At 44.0% G+C, this 20,333-nt stretch carries 19 protein-coding genes; 9 read left to right on the top strand and 10 right to left on the bottom strand.

The features are described from left to right. Positions 1-555 precede the first annotated feature (555 nt). Together ACFQZS_RS06265 and ACFQZS_RS06270 are read left to right on the top strand one after the other, a co-directional pair. The gene (locus tag ACFQZS_RS06265; protein WP_377098364.1) at positions 556-1,632 is read left to right on the top strand and encodes an outer membrane beta-barrel protein; all 1,077 of its coding nucleotides are present in this window, start codon (positions 556-558) and stop codon (positions 1,630-1,632) included. Between the two features lie 70 nt (positions 1,633-1,702). Further along, on the top strand, positions 1,703-2,293 hold the full coding sequence (locus ACFQZS_RS06270; RefSeq protein ID WP_377098366.1) for a DUF4468 domain-containing protein: 591 nt from the start codon (positions 1,703-1,705) through the stop codon (positions 2,291-2,293). A 194-nt stretch (positions 2,294-2,487) separates the two neighbouring features. Here ACFQZS_RS06270 and ACFQZS_RS06275 read toward each other — a convergent pair whose 3' ends face one another. After that, positions 2,488-2,820: a cupin domain-containing protein gene (locus ACFQZS_RS06275; protein ID WP_377098368.1), complete on the bottom strand. Its 333-nt coding sequence runs from the start codon at positions 2,818-2,820 to the stop codon at positions 2,488-2,490. 289 nt (positions 2,821-3,109) lie between these two features. Here ACFQZS_RS06275 and ACFQZS_RS06280 point away from each other — a divergent pair, with 289 nt between their 5' ends. The 3 genes from ACFQZS_RS06280 (at position 3,110) to gloA2 (ending at position 6,805) form a co-directional block, all read left to right on the top strand. Next, on the top strand, positions 3,110-3,937 hold the full coding sequence (locus ACFQZS_RS06280) for an energy transducer TonB (RefSeq protein ID WP_377098370.1): 828 nt from the start codon (positions 3,110-3,112) through the stop codon (positions 3,935-3,937). Positions 3,938-4,193: 256 nt separating this feature from the next. Further along, complete coding sequence (gene purL / locus ACFQZS_RS06285) at positions 4,194-6,416, top strand: phosphoribosylformylglycinamidine synthase subunit PurL (protein WP_377098371.1); 2,223 nt, start codon at positions 4,194-4,196, stop codon at positions 6,414-6,416. Continuing rightward, the gene (gloA2, locus tag ACFQZS_RS06290; protein WP_377098372.1) at positions 6,413-6,805 is read left to right on the top strand and encodes an SMU1112c/YaeR family gloxylase I-like metalloprotein; all 393 of its coding nucleotides are present in this window, start codon (positions 6,413-6,415) and stop codon (positions 6,803-6,805) included. The genes purL and gloA2 overlap by 4 nt, the downstream gene beginning before the upstream one ends. 305 nt (positions 6,806-7,110) lie before the next feature. On the opposite strand, the gene galB is transcribed toward gloA2, so the two are convergent. Further along, positions 7,111-9,834 (bottom strand): beta-galactosidase GalB, encoded by a 2,724-nt coding sequence (gene galB, locus ACFQZS_RS06295; RefSeq protein ID WP_377098373.1) that lies wholly within the window; start codon positions 9,832-9,834, stop codon positions 7,111-7,113. A gap of 383 nt (positions 9,835-10,217) precedes the next feature. On the opposite strand from galB, the gene ACFQZS_RS06300 reads away from it, so the two are divergent. From ACFQZS_RS06300 to ACFQZS_RS06315, 4 genes are read left to right on the top strand one after another with little or no spacing between them, the layout of a single operon-like run. Beyond that, on the top strand, positions 10,218-10,841 hold the full coding sequence (locus ACFQZS_RS06300) for a hypothetical protein (RefSeq protein WP_377098374.1): 624 nt from the start codon (positions 10,218-10,220) through the stop codon (positions 10,839-10,841). A gap of 4 nt (positions 10,842-10,845) precedes the next feature. Further along, positions 10,846-12,045 (top strand): beta-ketoacyl-[acyl-carrier-protein] synthase family protein, encoded by a 1,200-nt coding sequence (locus ACFQZS_RS06305; protein WP_377098375.1) that lies wholly within the window; start codon positions 10,846-10,848, stop codon positions 12,043-12,045. A gap of 1 nt (position 12,046) precedes the next feature. Beyond that, positions 12,047-13,105, top strand: a complete 1,059-nt coding sequence (locus ACFQZS_RS06310; protein ID WP_377098377.1) for a beta-ketoacyl synthase chain length factor — start codon at positions 12,047-12,049, stop codon at positions 13,103-13,105. 4 nt (positions 13,106-13,109) lie between these two features. Then, entirely contained in the window at positions 13,110-13,472 is a 363-nt protein-coding gene (locus tag ACFQZS_RS06315) for a hypothetical protein (protein WP_377098379.1), read from the top strand. Positions 13,473-13,859: 387 nt separating this feature from the next. Here the strand turns inward: ACFQZS_RS06315 and ACFQZS_RS06320 are convergent, their stop codons facing one another. From ACFQZS_RS06320 to ACFQZS_RS06355, 8 genes are all read right to left on the bottom strand, one after another. Continuing rightward, complete coding sequence (locus tag ACFQZS_RS06320) at positions 13,860-14,123, bottom strand: phosphopantetheine-binding protein (protein WP_377098380.1); 264 nt, start codon at positions 14,121-14,123, stop codon at positions 13,860-13,862. Positions 14,124-14,130: 7 nt separating this feature from the next. Next, complete coding sequence (locus tag ACFQZS_RS06325) at positions 14,131-15,408, bottom strand: ABC transporter permease (RefSeq protein WP_377098381.1); 1,278 nt, start codon at positions 15,406-15,408, stop codon at positions 14,131-14,133. After that, entirely contained in the window at positions 15,408-16,160 is a 753-nt protein-coding gene (locus ACFQZS_RS06330) for an ABC transporter ATP-binding protein (protein ID WP_377098382.1), read from the bottom strand. The genes ACFQZS_RS06325 and ACFQZS_RS06330 overlap by 1 nt, the downstream gene beginning before the upstream one ends. Continuing rightward, the gene (locus ACFQZS_RS06335) at positions 16,151-17,161 is read right to left on the bottom strand and encodes a BtrH N-terminal domain-containing protein (protein ID WP_377098383.1); all 1,011 of its coding nucleotides are present in this window, start codon (positions 17,159-17,161) and stop codon (positions 16,151-16,153) included. Before ACFQZS_RS06335 ends, ACFQZS_RS06330 begins: the two co-directional genes overlap by 10 nt. Next, complete coding sequence (locus tag ACFQZS_RS06340) at positions 17,151-17,558, bottom strand: hypothetical protein (RefSeq protein WP_377098384.1); 408 nt, start codon at positions 17,556-17,558, stop codon at positions 17,151-17,153. The genes ACFQZS_RS06335 and ACFQZS_RS06340 overlap by 11 nt, the downstream gene beginning before the upstream one ends. A 121-nt stretch (positions 17,559-17,679) precedes the next feature. Beyond that, positions 17,680-18,819 (bottom strand): beta-ketoacyl-ACP synthase III, encoded by a 1,140-nt coding sequence (locus ACFQZS_RS06345; protein WP_377098385.1) that lies wholly within the window; start codon positions 18,817-18,819, stop codon positions 17,680-17,682. Between the two features lie 9 nt (positions 18,820-18,828). Further along, a complete protein-coding gene (locus tag ACFQZS_RS06350) occupies positions 18,829-19,728 on the bottom strand; it encodes a hypothetical protein (RefSeq protein ID WP_377098386.1) in 900 nt (299 codons plus the stop codon). 1 nt (position 19,729) lies between these two features. Beyond that, entirely contained in the window at positions 19,730-20,221 is a 492-nt protein-coding gene (locus ACFQZS_RS06355) for a hypothetical protein (RefSeq protein WP_377098387.1), read from the bottom strand. Positions 20,222-20,333 lie beyond the last annotated feature (112 nt).

The following is a 20,333-nucleotide window of genomic DNA, read 5'->3' on the forward strand; positions in this document are numbered from 1 at the left end:
ATTAGAATTATCATTTAAAAAATCGCCTAAATTTTTAAGTATTAAATTTTGTAAAGCATATATAAGGTGTGGATTTACAGAAAAATTCGTTTTTTGTCAGTTTTCTCCATTTTAATTTCAAAATTCTCTTCTAAAACACTTAATGGCTTAAATAAATCGCTCATATCTATGTTTTAAAATTTTTTTAGGCATTTTTTTAATCTTTAAACTAATTATTATGCTAATTAATTCATTTAATGTGTAAAATTTATTCTTATTTGCTGTATAAATTAGTATTTATTTAAAAAATGAATGTAATAATTGCATGTTTTTTAAATTATTTTAATTTTTTTCTTGTTTATTATAAAATACATCCATACTTTTATCATAATTATAACAAACTGTTGTTATTAATGGTAATTATTTAAAAAATATAACTGAATTTTTAAATAAAACTATTGCCAATAGTCAATTTATAAGAAGAAATAGTTTAAAAATTTATAAAAAAATAAAAAACAGCAGTTTATTAAAGAATTTATCAATCAATTTTCATCAAAACTTATCAAATTAAACAACATGAAAAAAATCTTACTATTATCAATCATCGCTTTAGGAACATTTACTGTAAAGGCAGCCAGCATTGGCGCTAACAGTAGGTTGACTATGGTTGCCGATACCGGCGACACCCCTTTGACCATTTCAGGTTCGGTTGACGCGTACTACAAATACGATTTTGCTAAATCAAGCCAGATAGGTACAAGCTTCGCAACTGACCACAACTCATTCTCAATAGGTATGGTTGACATTGCTTTGAAGAAAACTACAGGCAAAACATCTTTTGTAGGCGAGATTTCTTTTGGTCCACGTGGTCAATCTCAATCTATTCCTGATCAGGCAGTAACCGGTGGTGCAGCATCAAGCTTCCACATCCAAAACTTATATGTAAACTATGCCGCTACAGACGCGCTTACCTTTACTATGGGTTACATGGGTACCTTTATAGGTTATGAGGTTATTAGCCCTGCAGCTAACTTTAACTACTCTACCTCTTACCTGTTCACTAACGGTCCGTTCCAAAATGCAGGTTTCAAGGCTACTTACGCTTTCTCTTCAAAAGCAAGTTTAATGGCAGGTATATTTAACGATGGCTGGAACACTTACACCTCAATGGGTAAGATAGATAACTTCGGTGCTCAGTTATTCGTTTCGCCGGTTGATGGCTGGAATGCATACTTGAACGTATTAACAGGCCACTCTGCCGGAACTGAATTTGACTTAACTACGTCTTACCAAATAACTGATGCATTTAAGTTAGGCTTAAACGCTGCTGATTATACGCTTCCTTCATACGTTGGTAAAGGTGGTTTCAGCGGTGCTGCATTATATCCTCAGTTAGCGGTATCATCATCAGTAACTTTGGGCTTACGCGGCGAGTATTTCAAACCTAAAGCAGGCGTTGCTGGTTACAGCTTTGTAGCTGCAGGCACATCAGTAACTGCTTTAACTGCTACTGCTAACATCAAATCTGGTAACTTAACTATCATCCCTGAGATCAGGTTAGATAATGGTTCTGCTAACACTTTCTTAAACAAAAGCGGTATGCCAACTAAAAAAGCATCACAAGCGCTTTTAGCAGTTGTTTATTCTTTCTAATATTTTGATAGGTATATAATTGTTTGCAAAGGCCGCCTCAAAAGGGTGGCTTTTGTTTTATATTTACAATATGAAAAAAATAGTATTAGCTACGCTTTGCCTTATTTTTAAGCTTGCTACAGCTTCGGCCCAGAGCGATTCATTGGTAATGGACGAACATAATAAGTATATATATTACCAGGTTGTTGCCCAACCTGCCACCTCTGCCGATAGTTTACAGGCGCGTGCATTAACTTTTGCAAAAAAGGCTTTTGAAACGAGTAAGCTAAAATTTAAAGACAGCGATAAAGGTACTATACGTGCTACCGGCGGCGTATTGGTATCAAAAAAATCATCGGTAGCTATGCACGAGGATGCCCGCATTGATTATACCATGACCATTGAAGTAAAAGACAACCGCTACCGCTACTGGTTTACAGATTTTGTGATAGTACCTTACGCCCGCGACCGTTACGCCAATTTTGTACCCGTAACTGGTAAAAACGTAGCGCTGGAGAACGGACTATCCACCCTGTCAAAAAAAGATCTGGATGGTTACATGGCTAAGCTGTTTGCTAATGTTAAAAATATAGGTAACAAGCTCACAACTTATATGAAAGCTCCGGTTGCTCCTGTAAAAAAGGAAGTGAAGAAAACGAGTATACCGGCTACTAATTGGTAGGGTAATTCATTTTCAACGTCTTTAGACAACCCGCCGTCCTGTTCCGCGGGGAATGTTCGCAGGAGATCACAATGCTGCGCTTCGTGATGATAAATGGGATTGTACCGACCGAGTTCACCGCGTCATGGCGAGCGCAGCGTGGCCATCTCTTTAAGCTGAGGCACCGTGTATGTTCGCCGCAAATATCCGCCGGCTTAGCTTCTTTTTTTCTCACCTCCCACCGGCCCGTAAAATAATACCCAGGTTGCAAAATCATCAGTAAAGTTTTCAAATCGGTGCTCAGTTCCCGCCGGAACAAATAAAAAATCGCCGGGTTTAAAGGCCCAGGTTTTATCGCCGTTTTTAAAAGTGCCGGTTCCGGAGGCAACTACATAAACTTCATCGCGGTCATGCGGTTGCTGCAGATCTACCTTATTGGGCTTGTAAAATTCAACCGAGAGCGTGCCATGTTTAAACACCTCTGTAAAGACACAGCCACTGGCATTAAGTAATGTTGTTGCATTGTGTATTGATATCTCTTGATCCATGCTTAAATGTAGGCATGATTTTATGCAAAATTTGTAAGTATCTCCCAAAATACGCCGCCAACGCGCAGAATTTTGCCACTTTTTAATTTTAAAGTTCTTCAGGTACAAAAAGCCATTTTTCTATAGGTCATATTTATTGCAAATATTATAACTAAATATTTAGTTAATTGCATAAAATGATGTTATAATGCAATATTGTTGCAATAATAGTAAAATGCAATAATGTTGCAACAAGTGGAGTTTTTGATACGTTTTAATAGTAAATTCAATCAATCTAAATTTAAACAAAATGCTTATCTCAAACTTCAATTTATACAAGAGCGAGTGGCTCGATCTTGTATTCGACAAACGCAACAAGGAATATGGCGCTTACAACATCAGGCAGCATTACGCGGAAAATTTGACAAGGGCTTTGCTTATCTCTGTAGCAGTGGTAGTAGGCGGGGCGGTGGCTTTAGGGGCGGCAATTAAGGTGGAGCCTGTAATAAGCGATGGCCCGGTGGTAGTAGTTGATCTAAAAGACATTAAGCAGCCATCCACTCCACCTAAAAAAGAGGAGCCGGTAAAACCTGAATTAGAAAAGCCTAAAGCTGCAGAACCTGTAAAAACCAGGCAGTATGTAGAAATGGTGGTTACTGCGAATCCAACGGAAGTAGAACCTGCTACCATTGCCGAATTGCAAAACGTAGCTGTTGGTCCCCAAAATGTTGAAGGCCCCGCAAACGGCCCCACCAGTGTACTGGTAGAGCCCGGTGCAGGCAGCGGTCCCGGCGAAGACATAACAGAAAGTAACGTCCCCGTTTCAACAGGTGTATTAAGTGTTTTACCTGCTCCCGTTGGAGGCGACGAAGCCTGGACGAAATTTCTAAGAAAGAATCTGCGTTATCCTGAGCAGGCAATGGATGCCGAAAAAGGCGGAAAGGTTTGGATAAGCTTTGTTATTGAGAAAGATGGCACCTTAACCGATATAAAAGTGTTAAAAGCCGCAGGTTATGGCATGGATGAAGAAGCCCTGCGCGTACTAAAAAAAGCACCCGCCTGGACACCCGGCATACAACGCGGCAAACCTGTAAGAGTAGCGTTTACCCTGCCAATTAATTTTTCATTGGGTAATTAAAGTTGAGTGGTGAGCAGCGAATAGTGAGTGGTTAGTGTAGGAGAGTGAATGGCGAGTAGTGCGCGGTTTATCGGTTGACTGTGCAAAACTTGCCATTCTTTTTTTAATTATCACCCTATGATATATTGCACTACTCACTAATCTCCAATCACTAATCTTTCTGCCTTTACATCTCCCGCAAACCTTTTACCTTTTACCTTTCACCTTTTACCTTAAATTACCTACTTTTGGGCTTCCTTTCAAAAAACGTATAATATTGGAGACCCAGGAACTTACCACCGTTGAAACAGCCAAAGAATTAGGCTTACAGCCCCAGGAATTTGACCGCATAAAAGAAATATTGGGCCGCACCCCCAACTTTACCGAACTGTCTATCTTCTCGGTAATGTGGAGCGAGCACTGCTCTTATAAAAACTCTATCACCTGGCTAAAAACTTTACCTAAAGATGGTCCGCGTATGCTGGCCAAAGCGGGTGAGGAAAACGCAGGTTTGGTTGACTTAGGCGATGGCATTGGCTGCGCTTTTAAAATAGAATCGCACAACCACCCATCAGCTTTAGAACCTTATCAAGGCGCTGCTACAGGTGTTGGCGGTATTAACCGCGATATCTTTACAATGGGCGCACGCCCTATAGCGCAGCTCAACTCACTGCGTTTTGGCGATCTGACCCAGGACCGTACCAAATGGCTGGTTAAAGGCGTAGTAAAAGGTATCGGCGATTATGGTAATGCCTTTGGTATTGCTACCGTTGGCGGCGAGTTGTTTTTTGACGATTGCTACAACGTAAATCCGCTGGTTAACGCCATGTCTGCAGGTATTGTTAAGGCGGGCGAGACCGTTTCTGCAACATCGTACGGTGTGGGTAACCCTGTTTACATAGTAGGTTCAGCAACTGGTAAAGACGGCATACATGGCGCGGCTTTCGCGTCAAAAAATATAACAGAAGACTCTATAAATGATCTGCCTGCTGTACAGGTAGGTGATCCCTTCCAGGAAAAACTATTGCTTGAAGCAACCTTGGAGGTAATAAAAACCGGTGCTGTTGTGGGTATGCAGGATATGGGCGCCGCAGGTATCATCTGCTCTAACTCAGAAATGTCTGCAAAGGGCGAACATGGTATGAAGATCAACCTGGATGCCGTACCCACTCGTCAGCCAAATATGCAGCCGTTTGAGATCTTGTTATCAGAATCTCAGGAACGTATGCTGATCGTAGTGCATAAAGGCCGCGAGAAAGAAGTAGAAGCCGTTTTTGACAAATGGGACCTTAACTGCGCCATTATTGGCGAGGTGACCGATACTAAACGCCTTGAATATTACGCGGGCGGCAAATTAGTTGCTGATGTTCCTGCCGATGACCTTGTTTTAGGCGGCGGCGCGCCGGTTTATACCCGCGAATACCGCGAACCTGCTTATTATGCCGAAAACCAGAAATTCAAAATTGAGGATGTTCCTCAGCCCGAAAATTTAATAGATGTTGCCGAGCATTTGATCTCACATCCAAACATCGCTTCTAAACGTTGGGTTACTGATCAGTACGACTCAATGGTAGGTGTAGCTACCATGACCACCAACCGCCCTTGTGATGCTGCTGTAGTTAACGTTATTGGTACCGATAAAGCCATTGTGCTTACAGTAGATTGTAACTCGCGCTATGTATACGCCGATCCGCAAAAAGGTACCGCTATTGCTGTTGCAGAAGCTGCACGTAATATCACCTGCGCAGGCGGCGAGCCGGTAGCTATAACCAATTGTTTAAATTTTGGTAACCCTTACGTGCCCGAAGTGTACTGGCAGTTTGTAGGCGCTATTAAAGGTATGGGCGAAGCCTGTACCAAGTTTGAAACCCCTGTAACCGGCGGTAATGTAAGTTTCTATAACCAATCATCAGATGAAGGTCCGGTTTTCCCTACGCCTACAATTGGTATGCTGGGGGTGATGGATGATGTGAGCAACATCATGACGGCCGACTTTAAGCAACCTGATGACCTGGTATACCTGATAGGTGAATCAGTTAATGATATCGCTTCATCACAATACCTGGCATCTTACCATAAAATATTAGCTGCACCGGCACCGTATTTTGATCTGGACAAGGAGTACGCTATGCACCAGGTGATAAAACAACTTATCCAGCATAAAATGATCCAATCGGCGCATGATGTTGCGGATGGCGGTTTGTTCATCACCCTTGTTGAGTCGAGCATGCCAAACGGATTGGGCTTCGATATCGCATCAGATAACAGCGTGCGTAAAGACGCCTTCCTGTTTGGTGAGGCGCAGGGCAGGGTAGTGGTTAGTGTTGCCCCGGCAGATCAGGAACGTTTTGTTGAAATGATGGCCACCAGCGAGGTTGAGTTTAGCCTGTTAGGTACCGTTAGCAATGGTTACATGCATGTAGATGAGCAGTCGTTCGGGCATATAACCGATGTTAAACTGGTTTATGATAACGTGCTTCACGCCATATTAGGAGAATGATACCGCGGATAAACCGGATCCACCACATAGCAATTATTTGCTCAGACTATAACAGATCCAGGCACTTTTATACAAAGGTGCTTGGATTTGTTGTTTTAGCAGAAGTTTACCGTGCTGAAAGGGATTCGTGGAAATTGGATCTGCAGGTAGGCGATCAGTACCAGATAGAGCTTTTCTCTTTCCCTGATCCACCCGCCCGGCCTTCGCGACCGGAAGCGGCAGGCTTGCGACACCTGGCATTTGAGGTGGATAATATTGATGATGCAGTTGCTGCGGTACAGAGCCATAACGTGCCCGTTGAGCCCATCCGCGTAGATGAATTTACCGGCAAGCGCTTTACTTTTTTTGCTGATCCGGATGGGTTGCCGATAGAGTTTTATGGAAGGTAGTCCTCTTCGAGCGCGGCTTGTCACCCTGAGCCTGTCGAAGGGGCGCGCGTAAAGGCCTGCCCGCTATGGTTCGACATGCTCACCATGACAGGCCGCGCTCCGTCGTTTTCTCCAAAAAGATTGTCATTCTGAACGCAGTGAAGAATCTTATCAAACTATACTAACCGCGTGGCTTGGGTGGTGCATAGGATTCTTCACTGCGTTCAGAATGACAATATAAATAATGCATGCGTGCTTAATACATAGCTGTTATTTACCTCTTATAGTCCCGGTATTTTACAACTCAAGAATAACAACGGGCTTTTCTATTGCGAATCTATTTTTAAAGTACTGCTGATCAATCCGTTTGATTCCGCTTTTATTTTTATAGCCCCTGACCTTCCCGCTTTTCCGCGCACAATCACCAATGCGTAACCGTTAAAAGCCTCCCGCTCATGCGATGGGAAGGGAATCATGTTTGCCGCGTCGCCATTATCGGTGGCTACTATCTCGCCCGGGCCTTCAATAGAAAATTTGATGGCGTTTTTTGCATCAGGTACGGTTAGGCCAGCGGCGTCAGTAACGCGAACTGTTATAAAAGACAGGTCATCGCCATCAGCTTTTATGGTTGTACGGTCGGCAGCCAAAGCCAGTTTTTGAGCCGCGCCGGTAGTTTTGATGGTTTCCTCAGCCCATTTGTTTCCATTTTTGTAGGCCACAACTTTTAGCTCACCCGGTTGGTATTTTACATCGCTCCAGCGGATACGGTACTCATAAGGTGCCATCTTTTTGCGCCCTAAAGATTTTCCGTTTAAAAACAGTTCAGCCTCATCGCCGGATGTAAATACATGCACCGGAGTGATCTCTCCTGCACGGTTGGTCCAGTTCCAATGCGGTAATATATGCGCCATGGGCAGTTCCGCCCGCCATTGCGACTGGTACAGATAATACCTGTCTTTCTTAAATCCGGCCAGGTCTATTATCCCGAAGTACGAACTGCGCGATAAAGAGTAGGGGGTGGGCTCGCCCAAATAGTCCCATCCGCTCCAAACAAAGCCGCCTGCTACAAAAGGATGCTTCGCCATTGTAGCGAATACTTTATCTGCCGATGAACCAAAATCTACGGTATAAAGATCATAGGCACTCACCTGTCGTGTTTTTGCATTACCGCCCTGCCCATCTTTTATCGGCGAACTATCCCCATCATACACAGGGAACATATACTCGCCGCGACTGCTTACGGCGGCGGCGTTCTCTAAGCTTACAATTACCTTATCGGGAAATTTGTTGTGAAACGCTGGGAATGACGGCGGCGCAGTTATCCCTTGCAAACCCGAATAGGCCGGGGCATTGCGTATCCCTTCGCCCTGGTAATTTAAGCCTATCACATCCACAACTTGCGGCAAAGGCATATCCGCTTTGGCGTAATTCATAGATAGGGTATAAAGCCGGGTAGGATCCTCATCTTTGGCTATGGCAATTAAACGGCTCGCTAATGCTGCGCCCTCTTTATCGGTGTATTGTTCGCCAACCTCGTTACCAAAGCCCCATAATATTATTGAGGGGTGGTTTTTATCACGGCGGATCATGGCCCGCAGATCCTGTTCCTGCCAATCCGGAAATATCAGGTGAAAATCAAGCGCGGTTTTTTTGCGCTCCCAGCCGTCAAATACCTCATCCATTACCAAAAAGCCCATTTTATCGGTCAATTCTAATAACTCAGGATCGGGCGGGTTATGCGACATGCGTATAGCGTTACAGCCCATATCGCGCAGTATTTCCAGTTGTCGCTCCGCTGCACGCCGGTTAAAGGCCATACCCAAAGCGCCCAGGTCTGAGTGTTGGTTAACGCCCTTTATTAAAGTTTTTTTACCATTAACCAGCAAGCCTTTCATGGCATCGAATTGAATATCACGAATGCCGAACGGGGTGGAGTAAGTATCAAGTGTTTTGCCGCCGTTTGTAACGGTGGTTATGGCCACATAACGGCTGTGTATTTTGGCCGGTAATGGCTCCCAAAGTTTGGGATTTAAAATGGTTGCGCTACCCAATACACTATTGGATGATCTTGCCTTTACCGTAACGTTTACCGGAGCTATGTTAGCCTCAATTTTTTTTATACCTGTTCCGTTGGTTAAGTAGATGGTTGTTTTAACGCTGTACGTGCCATCTTTTTCTGAGTCGTTATCAATAGTAGTTTTTAAATTAACTGTTGCCGATTTGGCCGACACCCTCTCTGTTTTTATAAACGTACCCCATTGTGCTACGTGCACAGTGTTGGTTTTAACGAGCCAAACGTTGCGGTAAATCCCTGCTCCCGGGTACCAGCGCGATGAGTTGGCAGGATTATCTACACGTACGGCTATTTTATTTACTCCGCCCGGCCTAACATATTTGGTAATGTCAACCCGCCATGAGTTGTAGCCATAAGGCCACCCACCGGCAAGCTTGCCATTTACCCATACCATTGCGTACGACATTACGCCATCAAAATCCAGGAATATTGATTTTTCAGCATCCTGCGCCGCTATATTTATGCTGTGCCTGTACCATGCCACACCCTGCACGGGCAGCCTGCCCATACCGCCACCTATAATGGTACCCTGGCCCTGATAAAAGGGGCCCTTAATTGCCCAGTCGTGCGGCAAGGTAACATCTTCCCATTTTGAATCATTAAAGGTGTTTTGTGTAAACTGAAAATTGGCGCCGGGGTTGCCGTCAGGGCGTATGGTGCGTTTGGTTTCATCTTTTAAAAAGGCGTTACCTGTAGGTAAAATGTAATACTTTAAAATACCTTTTGCGGCGGCCATCTTTATGGCCTCTGTAGGTTTGGCATCAGCAGCAATACCATCGCTGTTGCCGTTGGCATCGGGCCGGGCATCATAGATCAGGCTATCTGGTTTTTCATTAGGGCCGTATTTGTAAAACTTCCAGCCCTTGGTTAGGGGTATTCTGGTTGTTTGGGCAAGGGCGCCGTCGAAGTAGAATAGCAACGTAGCGCATAATAGTAATAAGCGGAGGGAGGCATATTTTGAAGAGACAAAATTCATCGGGATATTCAATTAATTAATTGCGACTGTTCCAGTACACGGTTTCTGTTGTCATCTTGAGCGATAGCGAAAGATCTTGTATAACCTGACCGGTAATCCGTAGACAAGCCGCAGGATCAGCAAGCGTATAAGATCTTTCGCTATCGCTCAAGATGACAAGAAGTTTTTTTCTAAAATTCAATTCTTAGGTAATCGGGTTATATCAAAAGTACCACAAACAAATGTTTTATATTGCGCTTTTAAAATGGAAACTGCGAAAACGTAATAGACGTGCAAGTAGATGTGGGGAAATGTTAACGGCGGGGGTGTAATTGGTAATAACAAGTACTGTCATGCTGTCATATATAAAAAAATAAAATATTAATAATCAGATATATAAACTATTGAATATAAATAATTACATAACATCAAGCTGCACTATCAGTAACAACGAGGTAAGCAAAGACGGAGCCGTAGTTTTTAAACACGAGGGGGCGTCACCGGCCGATTTTTTACTGTCGGTGTATCAAAATTTTCAGCTCAGCTATCCTAAGTTTTATAAAATGGATGTACTGAGCAAGCTGGGCTGGCTGGCTGCTGAGGTGCTGCTGATGGACAGTTTTGACAAAACCGCTTACTCCCCTGCCGAGGTAGGTATAGTGTTGGCCAACGCCAATTCGAGCTTAGACAGCGACCTTAGATACATGAAGAGTGTGGCTGATATTGCAAGCCCGGCCTTGTTTGTTTACACCCTGCCTAACATTATGATAGCCGAGATCAGCATTCGCAACGGGTTTAAGGGAGAAGGCGCTTTTTTTATATCTGAAAAGTTCGACGCGGGTTTTATAGAGAACTATGTAAATGATCTTTTTAACAACGATAATCTAAAATGCTGCATTTGTGGCTGGGTTGATGTTTTGGGCGATGATTACAAAGCCGCGCTGTTTTTAGTTGAAAAAGAGCAAAGGGAAAAGGCTATGCTGTTTTCAAAAAGCAATATGGATAGTATATTTGGCGGCGATAATTAACAGCATGGGTTCAGCAGTATATATAGCAGGCGTTGGGGTTATTTCGGCCATTGGCAACAATGTGGCCGGGAACCTGGCAGCGTTTGAAAAAGAGCAGGCGGGGATAGGCGCGATAACCCATATGAATACCAGGCACAAGGGCGAGTTACCTGTAGCGGAAGTAAAACTGGATAACGAGGAACTGGCCGCGCTGGCGCGCATGTCTGCAGAGACCAGCCGTACCAAGCTATTAAGTGTGGTGGCCGCGCGCGAGGCTTTGCGCGACGCCGGCGTGGAGAACATACCCGGCCTGCGTACCGGCTTTGTATCTGCCAATACGGTGGGCGGTATGGATAAAAGCGAAGACTTTTTTGTGGAGTTTTTGAAAGATAACAGCAAGGGCAAACTGCGCCGCATTTTTGACCACGAGTGCGGCAGCGTAACCGAAGTAGTGGCCAATCAGCTGGGGATAAGCGATCATGTATCTACCATCAGTACAGCCTGTTCATCATCTGCCAACGCGGTGTTTTACGGTGCCAGGTTAATAAAAAACGATATATTGGATGTTGTTGTAGCGGGTGGGGCCGATGCGCTTACCAAATTTACGCTTAACGGCTTTAATACGCTGATGATACTGGATAAGAACTTTTGCAAACCATTTGATGATAACCGTGAGGGGCTTAACCTGGGCGAAGGCGCGGGATATGTGGTGCTGGTATCAGATAAAGTAGCAGCGCAATTAAGCAAGCCTATGTACTGCACATTAAGCGGTTATAATAACAGCAATGATGCCTACCATCAAACCGCCTCATCGCCTGAGGGTGTAGGCTCTTTTATGGCGATGCAGGGCGCGTTGAACAAGGCGGGCTTGCAGGCATCAGACATAGATTATGTTAACTTACACGGCACCGGAACGCCTAATAACGACAGTGCAGAGGGTACAGCTGTTAAGCGTTTGTTTGGCGATAGCTACCCGGCCATGAGCTCCACCAAATCATTTACCGGGCACACACTTGGGGCCAGTGGTGGTATTGAGGCCGTGTATGCTGTACTGGCTATAAAGCATGGGCTAATTTACCCCAACCTCCGCTTTGAAACGCCTATGCAGGATCTGGATATAGTACCGCAGAAGCATATAGCAAAAGGCAAAAAGATACAGCATGTGTTATCTAACTCTTTTGGTTTCGGCGGCAATTGTACATCATTAATTTTCTCGGCCTGCTGATATGAGTATTTACATCCGTTCTGCAGCAAGCGTATCTGCCCAAAATACTTTAGGTGATAACGGGTTTTTAACTGAACCGGTTAGCTATACGGGTACACGTTTACCCGCCATTGAGCCCGATTACAAAAAATATATAGACCCGAAATTGATAAGGCGCATGAGCCATGTTATCAAAATGGGTGTAGCGGCAGCGCAGGAGTGCCTGAGCAAAGCCGCGGTTGAAATGCCCGGCGCTATAGTTACCGGTACCGCGTTTGGCTGCCTGGAAGATACCTATACCTTTTTAGGCCGGATAATTGAGATGGAGGAGGAAATGCTTCCACCAACAGCCTTTATTCAATCAACCCATAACACGGTGGGCGCGCAGGTAGCGCTGATGCTGAAGTGCCATGCCTATAACAACACCTTTGTGCATAAGGGCGTATCGTTTGAAAACGCGTTGCTTGATGGGGTTTTGCTTTTAAAGGAAGGTGATGCCGATAACGTTTTGGTAGGCGGGATTGATGAAATGACGGATGCCAGCTTTACGGTTTTAACCCGGCTGGGTTTATATAAGCGCAAACCGGTAAATAATCTGGAACTGTATACTGAGGCCTCAAAAGGCACAATAGGCGGCGAGGGAGCTTCGTTTGTATTGCTGACGGATAAAACCTCGCCAGAAAATATGGCTGAACTGACGGCCTTAAAAACGGTATTTAAACCAACCGCTCCAATCAACGAAATTGTTGAAGCGTTTTTAGCCAACGAGGGCTTAAGCGCGGCTGATATTGATGTGGTGCTAACGGGTAAAAACGGGGATACCCGCAATGATGCCGTTTATGATTTTTTACCGGACATGTTTGCGAGCAGCACTATTGCCAATTACAAGCACCTGTGTGGCGAATATCCAACCTCGTCTGCATTTGGCTTGTGGATGGCGGCTAATATGGTAAAGGCGGGCAATGTTCCTGCTGTTACTATACAAAGGGCTACGGACACAGGCAAAAAACCTAAAAAAGTGCTGTTTTATAACCATTATCAAAACGTTTATCATTCTTTAGTGCTACTTTCCGCCTGTTAAATAAATGATACAGCCCGTTTTTAAAATATCATCTGCGGATCACACTGAAAATAGCATTGTGGTGCTGTTGGAGGTAGATGCTGACAGCGATATTTTTAGCGGTCATTTCCCCGGGCAGCCGGTTGTGCCGGGTGCCTGCATGCTGCAAACGGTAAAAGAGACACTGGAAGATGTTTTTAAGGTTTCACTGAGAATGGTTAAGGCCGATAATATCAAGTTTCTGAACATAGTAACACCGGATGCCGTTGACCTGATCTTGAAGATAAGCTATACTTCAATTGACGGTGAGTTGAAAATAGCGGCTGACCTGAGCTCCGGCGAGCAGTTGTTTATGAAATTGCAGGCTGTTTTTAGTGGATTAGTGTAGGTTCGCACAGGTCTCAAATCTGTCATTTCGACGACCAGCGTGGGGTTGTGTGAAAGGGGGAGGAGAAATCTCGCCTCGAAAGAATTTCTCAGTCGCGCCGCCACAATTCCCACCCTTTGCTCTTTCGAAATGACAACGGTGATTATTTATCCCTACTGACTTGTCCTTAAAATCATTAAATGGGACAAAAAATCACCTTTTCGTATTATATCTGACTATCAATTGATTAACCCCAATTTACAGCTAATTTTCCTGACGAATAAGTTGCTTCGCTTTGTTCCGGCTATAAAATTAGAGTCCTTATTATTAGGTATTTAAGAAATATCGTGCTCCGCTGTGTTCCGCTTGTTCCGGAACACAAACTGGACAAAAAAACCAGGTAAGCTGCTATTTCTTGCCGTGTTCCAGGATGTAATCAGCCATGGTATTGATATCCACCAACGCTTTACGGCCCTCCTTAGGGTCGTTAATACTGATGCCGTATTCTTTCTTCAGCAGCACAATCAATTCAAGCGAATCAATAGAATCCAGTCCTAAACCATCGCCAAACAAAGGCTCATCATCTTTAATATCGGCGGGGGTAAGGTCGGTTAAGTTTAAAAACTGGATTATTTGTGTTTTTAGTTGCTCTTTAAGTGCTGTTTTTTCCATTAGGCAATTATATTAAATTTTTTCTTTTAAGGCCCACGTAAGTTATAACCTGCAGGGCCAGGGTAATGATCAATAACGAGGCAATATTGTTTAGGATATCTTTTAATTGCGCGCCTTCTAAAAAAAGGCCATAATAAGCCTCCAACACCCAGTGCATGGGCGAAAAGCTTGCCAGCGTTTTAGCCAAACCCTGCATGGCAAAGCTTGGCACCATTAACCCGCCTATACAGGCCAGTATAACAATGGATATGGCACCAAACCCGTTGGCTTGCTCATGTGTAGAGGCAAAAACGCCCACGCAGATAGCATAGCTAACAGCGCACCAACCGCAAACAAGCGTTACCACAAAGGTTCCGAATACATCATTAGGCAAATTAAGCGCAGGCAACCCAATTACCGGGAACAGCCAGATCCCCATGGAGAAGATCACCGCGGCTTGCAGCAGGGTTACTACCAAATAGGTAATCTGCTTGGATACAATACCCACGGCGTAATTGGTTGGCAGGGTTTTTAAACGGATAAAGCTGCCGCTTACCTTCTCTCTAACCACGCTACCCCCTAACGACATGATGACGAAGAACATGGCAAAAATGGTCCACGCCGGTACGTTATGCTGTGCGGCATTGGGTGTGGTATGGGTGCCATCTTTTGATGCCGGTATCATGTTGATGCGGGTATCAGCACTCAGCATTTCCTTTTCCAATGCCTCGGGCATATCCTTTTCATTGGTGTTGTAATACAGCGTACGCAAGGTTTGGCGGCTTTCTACCATTTGCATGGCGCTTTGTATAGCGCCCTGAATAGAAAAGCGTAACGACTGCTGTAACACAGGATTGTAGTATACCTTAAATGCATCAATAACAGGGGCGCGTGTGCCGGCGCTGTCTGCGCCTCCGTTAAACTCGGCCATAGCTTTGTCTGCGGAGCTTGCGGCTTTTGCTGAAACTTGTGCGGAGTAGTTTTTAGGGATGACAATCCCCAGCATGGCATCATGCTCATCCATATAGGGCGTCAGGCTATCAGCATTAACACGTTTAAACGTTATTACGTTAAACAACCCTATCTTATCAATATCTTTAATAAGCTGAGTACCTGATTTGCCCATATCCAGGTTAAATACTACCGCCGGCAGTTTGTTTTTATTAACCAACTGAAAGGTACTGTTTTGTATGCTGGTGACCACAACAACCAAAACAATGGGCATTAAAAACATCAGCGCGATACCGATCCTATCGCGAAGCAATACCCTAATGTCTTTCTTTATAGATATCCAGAGTTTAAACATTAGTCTCGCAGGGCTTTACCGGTTAGGTTGATGAATAGTTCTTCCAATGTTTCGTGCTTGTGCTGTGCCAGCACTATATCAATATCCCCTTCGGCTATAATTTGCCCGGCATCAATAAAGGCTATATGTTTGCAAAGGTCCTCCGCTTCGCTTAACTGGTGCGAAGTGTATATAAGCGTAGCGCCATTATCGTTTAACATTTGCAGATAATCCATTATGGCGTGGCGGGTATGCACATCAACGCCAACGGTAGGCTCATCTAAAAAAATGATCTCGGGACTATGGATCACACCAATAGCCAGGTTAACCCGTCTTTTCATCCCTCCCGAAAATTTGTCTACCGCTTTGTTGCGCACATCTTCAAGACCCAGAATGTGCAATAGTTCATCAGTACGCTGCGCAATTTGTGTTTTATTTAAACCTGCCCAGGCCCCAAAAAACTCCAGGTTTTCGGCAGGCGACAGTTCATGGTAAAAAGAAAAATCCTGTGGCACGAATCCAAACAGTCGGTTAGCAGCCTTATCAGATGCGTTAACATCATTGCCCGATAATTTGACACTGCCGGTATCAGCTTTAAGCACGCCGGTCATCAGGTTCATCAGCGTGGTTTTGCCCGCGCCATTGGGGCCGAACAAGCCAAAGCGTTCTCCCCTGGCAACTTGCAGGTTGAGGCCCGAAAACGATACATTATCGTTTCCCGGATACCTGAATCCGAGATGCTCAATGCTTACCGCCAAATTGCTTAGTGCCATTTTATATTTTTAAGCGCTTTAAACGCCTTTCTCTCTATTTCGGCAATTTCTAAAAGATAATCGCCCATGGTATTAAAATCATCCTGACTACCTAAGCGGCCCTTATATATACCCGCCGCATGAACCGCAGCCGTGCGCCAAAGGTCGCCGCTGGCGGTAAAGGTTGCTGCTATCTCCAATAACTCATCCTGTTTGGTGTAGGGATGTGCCTCTTGCAGAAAAGCCCCGTAAATGTAGCGAAATCCGCCGCCGCCCGTGCCAATTTCTTCCTGCATGCGCACCAATTGCGCTAAGTACAAGCCGGCCTCTTTTGGGCCTAACTTGTCGCGCCATTTTTTTATGCGTTTTCCTGTGAAAGTAATGCCGTTTATACCTGCAATTGGTCCCGGCATCAGCATATTAAAAGCGTTCTTTTTTATGCCGCTGATGATGCCGCGTTTTATCTGTTCGTCGGTAACCGGTTTGTTTTGTTTGGGGTAATATAACTGCCCTTTCGGTGCTAATGCTCCCTTAGCAAAACGTACCCGTTCCAATTCGTAGGGCGATAATATGTTGGTCCCTTCCATTACGGGGTCGCTTACCTGGTAGTTCCCGTCTTCGGTACCAAAAACAATAATGTTATGGGCATTAAAATGAAAGCGGTATTCTTTTGGGAAGTAGGGCAGATAGTAAACACCCACCTGGCAACCTACCGGATGCCCTTCGGCCAATCGCTCATTCAGAAACTTTTCAGCAGCTTCTTTTGAGTAGAATTTTTTACGCACCACCGGAATATCCAGCGCTTTGCAGGTGCGGTTAAATATTAAACCGGGTAAGGTGCGGAAGGCTATTACAGGGCCGTTATTAATCTTTAAAAAGGGGATATAAACAAAAAAAAGGCCTGCGCCTATTCCAAACGCCAGCGGTTCGGTTATCTGGTTTACGCCGCTATGCCTTAATAAACTGGTAGTAACGCCGTTTTCGCAATGTGCGGCCTGTATATGGTTAAAATCAAGCGTCATTAAAATTCATATTTTGCAGATCAGTTACGCTAACGTTAAATACCCCGGCGTATTTCTGCAGTTTTTTTTCGGAAAGATTTTTAAACGCCTCGGGTTTTAAGTGGCGCTTAACCTGCCATTGCCAAAAGCCCGTGTACTCAGCCAGCAGCTTTACATCCATTAAACCTTTTTCCATAAAAAACAGCAACGGACTGGCTTCTCTATTCAATACTTTTTGCTTCGCAATGTTTATGCGGTCGTCAATATCTTCCCAGGCTTTATCAAGCGCGGTTATCTTAACGTCCCATCCATCGCTTAATTGTGTGGTGTATTTACCTGTTTCGTCAGTAGCATAGCAAACCTCTTTGGTTATTTTACCCAAAGCGCTCAAATCCTGCGGAACGTCTTGTTTTTTCATTAGCCCCCTCTAAATCTCCCCCTGAAAGGCGAGACTTTTAAATTTGGTCAGATTATTTTAAAAATATCATTTGTAAAGCGAGTTTAAAGCCCTCTCCCTTTAGGGGAGGGTTGGGTGGGGCTTACACCACCGTCAGCATTGCATACATGTACGAGAAGCGCGAGCTTTCCGGCACCAGCAGCAATATCTTCTCGCCTTTTTTCAATTTACCGCTGTGGAACAGTTCGTCTATCATTAAATAAACAGATGCTGCGCCAACGTTGCCAACCGTGTATAAGTTGATGAACCACTTTTCGTACGGAATGCCCCCGCCGTAGATCTCCACCAGGTCATAGATCTTACTTTTAAAGAAGTTGCTGGATATGTGCGGTAAAAACCAGTCTATATCTTTAGCGGTTAATCCTTTACGGTCAAAGATCTCTTTTATTTTTTTACCGCCCAGCGCAACAATATTATCGCTTAATAAATTAATATCCTGTTTTATACTGAAGATAGATTTATTCTTGATCTCGTCAGGAGTAAAATCCATAAACCCTTTTATGGTGCCATCTTTTTCTTTCTCGCAGCCCATATACATACAGGCTTCCATCTCGTTGGCGTAGGATACACCTTCAATCCAATCTATACGCAAACTTATACCTTCCTGGTTAGGCTCATCATTGAGCAAAAAAGCGGATGCACCATCAGACAGCATCCAACGTAAAAACTCTTTCTGAAAGGCGATAAAAGGGTTCTCGGTTAATTCTTTCAGCTTTTGCGCTTCTTCCTCAAAAACATCAGCTACTAATAAGCCCGAAAAACGCTCAGACCCTGTAGCTATCACCTGCTTTGCTTCGCCGCTTTTAACAGCCATGTAGGCATATTTAAGCGAATGCATGCCCGCACAGCATACACCCGCAGGCGATACCACTTCTATTGGTCCCATTTCGGGCAGCCAGCCATGCGTCATTACCCCATGCGATGGCATCATTTGATCTGGCGAGGATGTACCGCATGATAGCAATTCAATTTCCTTTATTTTTTCGGGATCGTTTTTAAACAGATCTTTAACAGCCAGGGCCGTCATTTGCGCGTTGGTATGGGTAGATTTGCCGCCTTTTTCTAACGCGTAATACCTGTTGGTAATGGCGTTATTGCGTAATACTATGCTTTTTGATTTAGAGGGTTTCCCGTTAATGTAACCCAGGTATTCTTCCATATCGTTATTAGCGACAGGTTGATTAGGTAAAAATTTAGAGGTAGCGGTAATATAAACGGGCATGCCTGTTTGTTAGTTTAAATTTAAAAAATGTTGTTTCCTTGCCCTGATCCGTTTTGGCGAGGTGAACCTGAATAATATACCATCAAGCGTAATTAAAATAGGTGCGCCCACAAAAAAAGCAATTAACAGGTAATATTTATATGCTCTTATCCAGGGCAGTTTATTTTTTCTTTTTGATATAAAATTGGCCCAAACCTTAAATATTTTACCTGCCGCGCCTTCAATCACCATCAGGTTATAATTTAACACCACTGCCTTTTGCGCATCCAGTTTAGCTTGTAAGCCATCCCAGTTATCAGCATTAAAATGTTCAAGTACGCTTTGTCCAAATACTTTTGTATTCTTTATATCAGCATCAGCAACACCCGGAAGCGGGAAAATGTTTAGCAAACGGTCTTTTTTTCCTTTCAGCATCCAATGGAATATAGTAACGAAACTTACCGGGTTAGGGTGTTTATCAACCAAAGCTATGTTACCTACCAGTTTGGCACCACTTTCCCTGATGAGTTTTTTTACCCGTACAAAAGCGTTCAACCACATATTGCGGGCGCCGGTTGCCGTAATAACAGGCGTATCTTTCAATACCGCCCTTAACTGCGGCGTTAACATCAGTGAATTGAAAGGTATGCTGGGCGAAAGGAACCAGGCCTGGTAACCTAAAAAGATGAGGTCGTACTTTTTTTCTTTAAGTTCAAAGGGCTGCAATGCTGCCGGAACATCCAGCTGACAGTCAGGCATTACGCTAAAAAACGTATCGCCCGTCCAGGGGAAGTTGGGTTCATCTGCCAATCTAACTCGCACCGTTTCTACAGAAATACCCGCTTCAACTAACGGTGATGTAAAGTTTTCAATTATCTCGCCCAACTGGCCCGACTGCGAGTAATAAATAGCCAGTACTTTTTTACCCATATTAATTAAGCTCCTGAGCTGTAAGGATTTTTGAATTTTTGGTATACCCTAAAATTGCCTGCTGCACAATGGTGGGCAGGTTTTTGTATTCTTTTAATATAAACTGCTTATCAGCCTGCAGGTCCTTATTATATTTTACAATTTTGGGCGCATGCTCCTGTATGGCAAAGCGTAAAAAGCGGAATTCAGTATTGTCTTTATCGTTTTGAAGAGCGGTGTCAAACTTTATTCTGCCGGCTTTAAATAACTTCAATTTTTCGGCAGGGCGCTTTATTAACCCGGCCTTGCGCATTAATAACGCTCCCTCATAACCATCTTTATTTGGAGTGGACGATGCGGTGATGACCACCAATTCCCTGTTAACTTCGTCCAAATCGCCCGAAGACATTGCCGCGTAAAAAGCAGCCTTGTCAAATTTTTGCTGTAGATTTTTTCCGTTAACTGATGTGATTATCAGCATAAAGAAACAAATAGCTACTATTTTAAAACCCATAATATAAAATCAGTACAACGGTGAGCAAATATAATTATTTAAATACGGCGGCCTAATATCCGTTAGTTCTCCCTTAAAATATCAGGATTAACCCTATTTTAGACCTTTATTT

Origin of the sequence: Mucilaginibacter calamicampi (assembly GCF_042676765.1) — a bacterium.
In the GTDB taxonomy this organism is placed as follows: domain Bacteria; phylum Bacteroidota; class Bacteroidia; order Sphingobacteriales; family Sphingobacteriaceae; genus Mucilaginibacter; species Mucilaginibacter calamicampi.